The organism is Hydrogenimonas sp., assembly GCF_029933015.1.
Taxonomy (GTDB): Bacteria; Campylobacterota; Campylobacteria; order Campylobacterales; family Hydrogenimonadaceae; genus Hydrogenimonas.
The window spans coordinates 1-3,507 of sequence record NZ_JAOZOZ010000065.1; the positions used below are offsets into that span (position 1 = coordinate 1).

At 54.1% G+C, this 3,507-nt stretch carries 4 protein-coding genes and 1 pseudogene; 2 read left to right on the forward strand and 3 right to left on the reverse strand.

All coding sequences use genetic code 11. The annotated features are described in order from the left end of the window. Positions 1-281 (reverse strand): DUF481 domain-containing protein (locus Q1K23_RS05770; RefSeq protein ID WP_300363194.1); only part of this gene is annotated, 281 nt, incomplete at its 3' end. A 116-nt stretch (positions 282-397) separates the two neighbouring features. On the opposite strand from Q1K23_RS05770, the gene rimO reads away from it, so the two are divergent. Together rimO and tilS are read left to right on the forward strand one after the other, a co-directional pair. Next, positions 398-1,714, forward strand: a complete 1,317-nt coding sequence (gene rimO / locus Q1K23_RS05775; protein WP_300363195.1) for a 30S ribosomal protein S12 methylthiotransferase RimO — start codon at positions 398-400, stop codon at positions 1,712-1,714. Next, positions 1,707-2,720 carry a tRNA lysidine(34) synthetase TilS gene (tilS, locus tag Q1K23_RS05780; protein WP_300363197.1) on the forward strand — a complete coding sequence of 338 codons (1,014 nt, stop codon included), beginning with the start codon at positions 1,707-1,709 and terminating at the stop codon, positions 2,718-2,720. The genes rimO and tilS overlap by 8 nt, the downstream gene beginning before the upstream one ends. Here tilS and Q1K23_RS05785 read toward each other — a convergent pair. Beyond that, positions 2,657-3,223 carry a hypothetical protein gene (locus tag Q1K23_RS05785; RefSeq protein ID WP_300363199.1) on the reverse strand — a complete coding sequence of 189 codons (567 nt, stop codon included), beginning with the start codon at positions 3,221-3,223 and terminating at the stop codon, positions 2,657-2,659. The two genes, tilS and Q1K23_RS05785, sit on opposite strands and share 64 nt — an antisense overlap. After that, positions 3,220-3,507, reverse strand: a pseudogene (locus Q1K23_RS05790) (hypothetical protein); the annotation flags it as partial. The gene Q1K23_RS05785 and the pseudogene Q1K23_RS05790, both read right to left, overlap by 4 nt.

Genomic DNA, 3,507 nt, shown 5'->3' on the forward strand with positions numbered 1-3,507 from the left:
CGGTCGCTGTAGTGGTGGTTGACGATGCCGTAGGCGCGGTAGCGCTCGTCGGTTTTGTCCCCCTCTTTTTCGCCGTAGTAGGCGTCCGCCTTGAAATGCATATCCGTCTTTTCACTGTACTGGTAGTCGTTGCCGTAGAGACCGCTGAAGGTCTGGCTGTCGGAATTGCCCGACGTCCCCAGGTATCCCACCTCGATATGCTGTTTGAAATCACCCACTTCCATATCCGCCGCGAACAGCGCTCCCGCCATCATTACGGCCACCGCCACTTTTTTCATCATTCGTTGACTCCTTTTTATTTTTTATTAAAATGCGTGATTTTAACACACCAATGATGAATCGATCGTGAATCGCGCGATTATGGTAAAATTCGGAAAAATTATCTATTGGGAATTGTATGGGCAAAAAACTTCACGTCGTTTCTCTGGGATGTACGAAAAATCTCGTCGATACCGAAGTGATGCTGGGCAGACTTTCGAATTTCGAAATGACCGACGCACCGGAAGAGGCGGACCTGATCATCGTCAACACATGCGGCTTCATCGACGCGGCCAAAGAGGAGAGCATCAACACGGTGCTGAGTCTTCACGAAGCCCGCAGGAAGGATTCCCTGCTGGTGATGGCCGGATGCCTGAGCGAACGCTACAAGGAGGAGCTCAAAAAGGAGATGCCGGAAGTGGACATCTTCACGGGTGTGGGCGACTACGACAGAATCGACGAGCTCATCGCCAAAAAGGAGAGCCGCTTCACGCCCCACGTCTTCCTGGTCAACGAAGAGCACGCGCGGGTCATCACGGGCTCCAGGGCGCACGCCTACGTCAAACTGGCCGAAGGGTGCAACCAGACCTGCAGCTTCTGCGCCATTCCCGGTTTCAAAGGGAAACTGCACTCCAGAACGCTCGAGAGTGTCGTCAAAGAGGTGAAGAGACTGGTGGCCGATGGATTCTACGACTTCAGCTTCATCTCCCAGGACTCCAGCAGCTATCTGCGGGATATGGGTATCAACGACGGCCTCGTCAGCCTGATCGACGCCATCGAAAAGATCGAAGGGGTCAGAAGCGCGCGCATTCTCTACCTCTACCCCAGCACCACCTCCTCGGCCCTGATCGATAGGATCGCCGGATCGAAAATCTTTCAGAACTACTTCGACATGCCGATCCAGCATATCGATCCCCGCATCCTCAAAACGATGAAACGGGGCATCGGCAGCGAAAAGATCAAAACGCTGCTGCAGCGGATGAGAGAGGTTCCGGAGAGTTTCGTCCGCACCAGCGTCATCGTCGGATTTCCGACGGAGACGGAAGAGGAGTTCGAAGAGCTCTGCGACTTCATCGAAAATTTCGGTTTCGACAGGGTCAATATCTTCGAATACTCCGACGAGGAGGGGACGGCCGCCTACGATCTGGAGCCGAAAATCGATCCCGAAACGATCCGCCGGCGGGCCGAAAAGCTGGGAGAGATCGTCGAAAGGACGACGGAGGCCTCTTTGGAGAGGATGGTCGGAAAAACGGTCGATGCGATCGTCGAAGGCCCCAGCGATGAGCACGAGTTTCTTCTGGCCGCCAGACCTCTTCTGTGGGCACCCGAAATCGACGGCGAAGTCCTCGTCAACGACAGCGACATCGACGACATCGTCTATGGAAAACTTTACCGTCTCGAAATCACCGAACGTGTCGGAAACCAGCTTCTCGGACGCATCACGGCCGATGCTTGAGCCCGAAGCGCTCCGGCAGCTGAAGCGAAAGAGAAACCTTCTCGCCTTTTCGGCGGGAGTCGACTCGACGGCACTCTATCACCTTCTAAAAGAGAAAAAGGTCCCCTTCGACATCGCGCTGGTCAACTACAAAACCCGTCCCCAAAGCGACGAAGAGGCCCGATACGCCGAAGAGCTGGCCCAAAGAGACGGAAAAAAGATCTTTATCCTCACCCGTCCGCTCGATCCGGGCGAAAAAGCCTTCGAGGCGCGTGCTCGAAAAATCCGCTACGATTTTTTCAACGAAATCGTCACGAAAGAGGGCTACGACAATCTCGTCACCGCCCACCAGCTCGACGACATGCTCGAATGGAGCCTGATGCAGCTCTGCCGCGGCTGCGGAACCGCCGAATTCGTCGGCATGCAGCCTGTGGAAGAGCGCAAGAGCTACACTCTCGTGCGTCCACTGCTTTTCACACCCAGAGCGAAACTTCTCGAATATCTCGAAACGAACGGCATCCGCTATTTCATCGACAGATCCAACCTGGACGAATCCTACAGACGCAACCTCTTCAGGCACAAGGCCGCCGCTTTTTTGATGCAGGAGTGTCCCGAAGGCATAGCCCGAAGCTTCCGGTACATGCTCGAAGACAAAAAAACGCTACTCGCCGGTATGAAAATTCTCTTCCGGGAGAAAGAGATGGTCGTTTTCGAACGTCCGGTGAAGGATGCCGCCACGATTCGTCAGATCGACCGTTTTCTGAAAAAACAGGGCTATCTGCTGAGCGCGGCGCAGAAAGAGGAGATTCTTAAAAGCGGTTCCGTCGTCGTGGGAGGCCGATGGGTCGTGGAGATCGGCAGCCGGCTCGTATGGATCGCACCCTATGTCGAAACCGACACGGCGATGCCCAAAAGTTTCAAAGAGGTGTGCAGAAAGGCGCGTATCCCGAAAAAGATACGGCCCTACCTCTTTATGACAAGCGGCCTCGAGAGATTGCTCTCCTCGCCGGCCCTTTTTTCTTCGTAGACCCGGATATGGAAGATCCCCTCGATCTCGTCTCCGCCGTGCGCCCGAAAGGCGATGGGAAAATCGGCCTGGATCACGAAGGGAACGGAGGGGAAGGCGTCGATGAAGTTGTAGAAGTTTTCGGGTGACTTCATCTTCGTCATGACGCTGAATTCGTAGATCTTGAAATATCTGTCGGTCGCATTGCTCTCCACCGGTGTCAACTCGACCTTTTTGAAGTAGCGCTTCGCTTTGGCCAGAAACGCTTTTTCGTTCCATGGGTTTTCGAACGCTTCGATGATCTTTCTCTTGTCGGACTGGAGGGTCTTGAGCCTGTCGAAAATCGTGTCGTGCTCATCCTTGGCCGCCAGATAGTTCGCCTTCTCTTCCACATACTTTTTGTTGACACTCTTGTAGGATTTCACCGTCGGGATCACGAGTACGAAGATGAGAACGAAGAGAATGAGCAGATAGAAAAGGATCCATCCAAGCAGACGGATCAGTCGGATCTCCTTGAGGCTCATTCCTCCACCTCGTCTCCGGCTTCTATGCTTCCCTCGTTGACCGACACGAAGCGCCACCATCCGTTCTCCAGAGGATAGAAGGTCGTCACGTTACGCTGGAAAACCGACTTCAGGGGTGCGAGCAGCAGATAGTTGTAGACATCTTTCGACGGGGTCACACCATAGAGGACGAGTCCGTTCTTGTCGAGGATCGCCTTGGTCAGCGTGATCTGGTCGGGTACGAGATCGAAGAGGTTCTGGATACTCTCTTTGAGCAACGCGTTGTTGGTCTGGATCGTTTCGTA